This window comes from Mangrovibacterium sp., from assembly GCF_059905295.1.
The window spans coordinates 1-4929 of the sequence record NZ_JBZQJF010000039.1; the positions used below are offsets into that span (position 1 = coordinate 1).

Below are 4929 nucleotides of genomic sequence, written 5' to 3' on the forward strand. Positions count from 1 at the left end.
CGATGCGCGGATTACTGGAAGGATAAGCCTTAATAATTTCAGGAATCTTTTGCAGTAAATCATCCATCATCTCCGCTGTTGGATAATACGGGTTGGCAATAAAGCAAAAGTCAATAACATCCTTCACTAGTTCAGGACCAACAATATCCACTAACGCGGGTGAGTGTGTTGTCTCCTGGAACAATTCTTTTTTTACCGGGAATTTTACGCGAGTCATAGCCAAAAAATTTGGGCAAAAATAATCATTATTCGCCCGGTTTTACAACAGAGAATACAGAGAGATCCAACTTGCATGCGCACTACTTCGCTACTTCGCGCTCTCATATCTTGTTGCTATTGTTATCAAGAGTTGCCGGGTTATCGTGAAACTTGAAAGGTTAACGATTATTGATTGCCGATTAGCGATTAGCGATTGAGAGAAGAGCAACCAGAAACCAGTAATAAGCAGCAGCTCCTGGTTTCCACAAGAGTACCTATGACCGCAACTCTCAACATTCAGGATTATCGATTAGGTAAAGTGCAACCAGTAACCAGCAACATGCAGTAGCCCCAGACCTCCACAAGGGTCCTATAGCCGCAACTCGAAACTTGAAACCTGGAACTTGGAACTCAGCAGGGACTTTTAGAAAAAAAAAGCTGCCCGAACAATCGGACAGCTTTTCGAAATATTATATCAGGTGAATTATAAGGCCTTGTTTGTTGTGCTAATGATAACAGCAGCAATTTTGTAAGGATCACCGTTAGAAGCAGGACGACGGTCTTCCAAACGACCTTTCCAGCCATCTTCAACAGTACCAACAGGGATACGGATTGAAGAACCACGGTCAGAAACACCATAGCTGAAGTCAGTAATAGAAGCAGTTTCGTGCTTACCAGTCAAACGTTGGTCGTTACCAGCACCGTAAACTGAAATGTGCTCTTCGATGTGCTTACCGAATTCTTCACAAATAGCTTCGAATACTTTCTTATCACCACAAGTACGCATCAATCCGTTAGAGAAGTTAGCGTGCATACCTGAACCGTTCCAGTCTAGGTCTTTACCCAGTGGTTTCGGATGCCAGTCTACATATACGCCATATTTTTCAGAAACTTTTTCCAGGAAGTAACGAGCAACCCAAATTTGGTCACCTGCGTCGTGCGCTCCTTTAGCGAAGATTTGGAATTCCCATTGTCCGGCAGCAACCTCAGCGTTGATACCTTCAACGTTCAAACCAGCAGCTAAACAAACATCGAAGTGTTCTTCAACGATTTCGCGACCGTAAGCAGCTTTAGCACCTACACCGCAATAGTAAGGTCCTTGAGGTCCTGGATAACCGTTAGCCGGGAAGCCCAATGGCAAGTTTGTATCCATATCCATCAAGAAATATTCTTGCTCGAAACCAAACCAGAAATCATCATCGTCTTGTGAGATCGTAGCACGACCATTAGATTCGTGAGGAGTACCGTCTGCATTTAAAACTTCACACATAACAACGTAAGCATCCTTACGAGTAACATCAGGATAACATGCAACTGGTTTCAATAAACAGTCTGAGCTACCACCTTCTGCTTGTTCTGTTGAAGAACCGTCGAATGACCACATTTTAAGGTCTTCCAGTTTTCCATCAAAACCATCTTTCGACATCATTGTCTTAGCTCTTAAAGTCTGAGTTGGCTTGTATCCATCTAGCCAGATATACTCCAATTTTGATTTCATCGTGTTACAAATTATAAGTTAATGATTTATTTTTCTTAAAATTTATCGTCAAAAATAGAACAGAATGACAAAACTATAAATTATAAATTAACTTCCAGACAAAAGTTAATAATAAATTCATATTAAATTTGATTTGAGATTCAGCCTTTATTTTGACGGGGTATGACCCCAAAATTATAAATTTATTCTGTACCTGATACGGCAAACACCAAAGAGGTTTAAAAAAATTTCATCCTTTTCAGGCAATACCCCCTGTTGCTATCGACCGCAGCCAAAAACGAAACCTTTGTCATCCGCATTAATCAGGGATTTTAAGCCAGTTACAGGCATTTTGATCCCTTCGAAACAAGCACGGGGACTATTTGCTTTTTTGCTTGCCTATATTTCAATATTTTTGTTCGCAGGACAAAAAACAACAAGCAATTTGGCAAAGCGAGAATCAAAAACAAAGAACAAGGGAGCAGCTGGTCATCATCGCAAAATGGGTGAAGATTTTTTGGAGCAGAACCGGCATAAAGAAGGAGTTGTTGAAACAGCAAGTGGCCTTCAGTATTTAATTGTTGAGCAAACTGAGGGCGACAAACCCGACGAATGGTCAACAGTGCTGATTCACCAACGAGCACAATTGCTGGACGGGAAAGTACTGGAAGATACCTACCGGCAAAACAAGCCTGATGAGGTCGCCATGAACGAGATGATTGAAGGCTTGCAGGAAGGGCTCCGGCTAATGAGCCTTGGCAGCCGCTACAAATTCTGGGTTCCGGCCGACCTGGCATGGGGCCGCAAAGGAACCTCCAACAAGATTCCGCCCTTTGCCGTGCTGGCTTTCGACATCCGGCTGGTGGAAATTCGCTAGTACAACAATGAATGTCCGCGACTAAAGCTTGGTGAGCCCCTCCGAAACCCCGGGCGTTTACTTTTTCGACCTACCCGAGCCTCGGAAACCATGAACCGACACTTGGGACAACGAATCCGAGCCTTGGAAACCATGAACCGACACTCGGGACAATGAATCCGACCCTTGGAAACCATGAACCGGCACTTGGGACGGCAAATCCGACCCTCCGGTATCACGACCTTTTACTTTTTGGAGGAAACTGAGCCTCGGAGAAGCGGCCTCCCGTCGGCGGCTACAAATCCAAGCCTTCGGAACGACGAAACACGTCAGCGGTAGCAAAACCGACCATCGGGAATGTAGACTCCCGGCAGCGGCAAAGAAATCGCCCCTCGAAAAAGCTGCCACAATTTGGCGGCTACGAAATCGATCCTCCGGAATGACAAAATACGTCAGCGGCAGCAAAACCGACTATCGGGAACACTGCCTCCCGTCGGCGGCAATGAAATGGACCCTCGGGAAAGCTGCCACAGTTTGGCGGCTACGAAACCCGACCGCAAAAACGAGCTACTCCGGCGAGACACCGGCAACCGGTTCAGAACAAAACAGACCCAATTCCCTGAAATCACCAACAGGAATGAAAGTGGATTCTTTTGAATCAGACGCACCCTCCCATTCCGACCAAGTCGGAATTTCCCTCCCTTGCAAGGGAGGGCCAGGGTAGGTCATCCGGATACAAAAGCAAAACGAGACTAGACTTTCAGAACAAGAAAGGCTGCCCACCAAGGACAGCCTTTCGCAATACTATTATTATATATCGCATATTATTTAATCATATCGAAACCACAGAACGGAACCAAAACTTCAGGTACTTTAATACCGTCAGCTGTTTGGTTATTCTCGAGCAAGGCAGCCACAATACGCGGCAAGGCCAGAGCACTACCATTCAGGGTGTGGGCAATAACCGGTTTTTTAGTTTGCTCGTCGCGGTAACGCAACTTAAGGCGGTTAGCCTGGAAGGATTCAAAGTTTGAAACAGAACTTACTTCCAACCATTTCTCCTGAGCTGCAGAATACACTTCGAAGTCGTAAGTCAGCGCTGAAGTAAAGCTCATATCGCCCCCACACAAACGCAGGATGCGGTATGGTAAGCCAAGCTTTTGTACCAGGCTTTCAACATGAGCGACCATCTGATCGAGAATTTCATAACTCTTATCAGGATGAGCGACCTGTACAATCTCAACTTTATCGAACTGGTGCAGACGGTTCAACCCGCGAACGTCTTTTCCGTACGAGCCGGCTTCGCGACGGAAACAGGCACTGTAAGCTGTATTTTTAATCGGCAAGTCCTTTGCGTCAACAATCACATCGCGGTAAAGGTTGGTAACCGGTACCTCGGCAGTCGGGATCAGGTACAGGTTATCTTCGGTTGCGTGATACATCTGCCCTTCCTTGTCAGGCAACTGCCCGGTACCAAAGCCACTATCCTCGTTCACCATCAGCGGTGGTTGAATCTCCAAATAGCCGGCCTTTTCGGCTTCATTCAAAAAGAAATTAATCAACGCACGTTGCAGGCGTGATCCTTTACCTTTATAAACGGGGAAACCAGCGCCGGTAATCTTCACCCCAAGTTCAAAATCTATCAGATCGTATTTTGAAGCCAACTCCCAGTGTGGCAATTTACTTTCACTCAAATCCGGCACGTCACCTTCCTGTTTTACAACTTCGTTATCCTCTGCTGCTTTTCCGGCAGGAACAATCTCAGCAGGAATATTGGGTAACAACACCTGCAATTCAAACACCTGACTGTCGATTTTAGCAAAATCTTCATCCAGCTGCTTAATGCTGTCCTTCAGTTCCGAAGTACGCTCTTTGGCCACATTCGCTTCAGCTTGTTTCCCTTCACGGAACAATTGACCAATCTCCTTGGAAAGCTTATTCATTTCGGCTTTCATTTGGTCTGCCTTGGCCTGAATTTCATTCTTTGTTTTATACAGATCGATGATTTGACCAACAATTTGGCTGGCATCGAAATTTTTCTTTTTCAATTTTTCAATTACCAATTCCGGGTTTTCCTGGATAAATCGTAAGTTGAGCATAGGACACTGATTTTTTTGTTGTCTTGGTTACCGCAATTATCCAGCTGCCTTAACTTCAGAAAAAGGACAACTATTGACAACCACGAAAACCTTGAAAACGATCGTTTTTATTTTGCTTGGCAAATGTATAAAATAAAAAATCTCCTGCCTCAAACAAGACAGGAGATTCTCAATGCGTATTTTAATATCGTCTTAGTTTGCTGCCACTACGGGTTCAACAGACACATACGATTTGTTGTCTCTTTTCTTTTTGAAAACAACAGTACCATCAATCAGGGCAAACAAAGTATGATCTTTTC

Annotated in this window: 5 protein-coding genes; 1 reads left to right on the forward strand and 4 read right to left on the reverse strand. The window is 44.6% G+C overall.

Annotated features, from left to right (window positions below; translation table 11 throughout):
- Positions 1–217: hypothetical protein (locus tag AC37HE_RS02410; RefSeq protein WP_500781180.1), on the reverse strand; the 217-nt coding region annotated here is incomplete at its 3' end.
- 465 nt (positions 218–682) lie between these two features.
- The gene (locus tag AC37HE_RS02415) at positions 683–1696 is read right to left on the reverse strand and encodes a glutamine synthetase beta-grasp domain-containing protein (protein WP_500781181.1); all 1014 of its coding nucleotides are present in this window, start codon (positions 1694–1696) and stop codon (positions 683–685) included.
- Between the two features lie 424 nt (positions 1697–2120).
- Here AC37HE_RS02415 and AC37HE_RS02420 point away from each other — a divergent pair, with 424 nt between their 5' ends.
- Complete coding sequence (locus AC37HE_RS02420) at positions 2121–2552, forward strand: FKBP-type peptidyl-prolyl cis-trans isomerase (protein WP_500781182.1); 432 nt, start codon at positions 2121–2123, stop codon at positions 2550–2552.
- 803 nt (positions 2553–3355) lie between these two features.
- Here AC37HE_RS02420 and serS read toward each other — a convergent pair.
- Positions 3356–4630 carry a serine--tRNA ligase gene (gene serS / locus AC37HE_RS02425; RefSeq protein ID WP_500781183.1) on the reverse strand — a complete coding sequence of 425 codons (1275 nt, stop codon included), beginning with the start codon at positions 4628–4630 and terminating at the stop codon, positions 3356–3358.
- 192 nt (positions 4631–4822) lie between these two features.
- Complete coding sequence (locus tag AC37HE_RS02430) at positions 4823–4915, reverse strand: hypothetical protein (protein WP_500781184.1); 93 nt, start codon at positions 4913–4915, stop codon at positions 4823–4825.
- Between the last annotated feature and the right edge of the window lie 14 nt (positions 4916–4929).

Coding starts and splice junctions, on each gene's coding strand:
- AC37HE_RS02415 (WP_500781181.1), bottom strand. CDS start 1,696: ATGAAATCAAAATTGGAGTATATCTGGCTAGATGGATACAAGCCAACT.
- serS (WP_500781183.1), bottom strand. CDS start 4,630: ATGCTCAACTTACGATTTATCCAGGAAAACCCGGAATTGGTAATTGAA.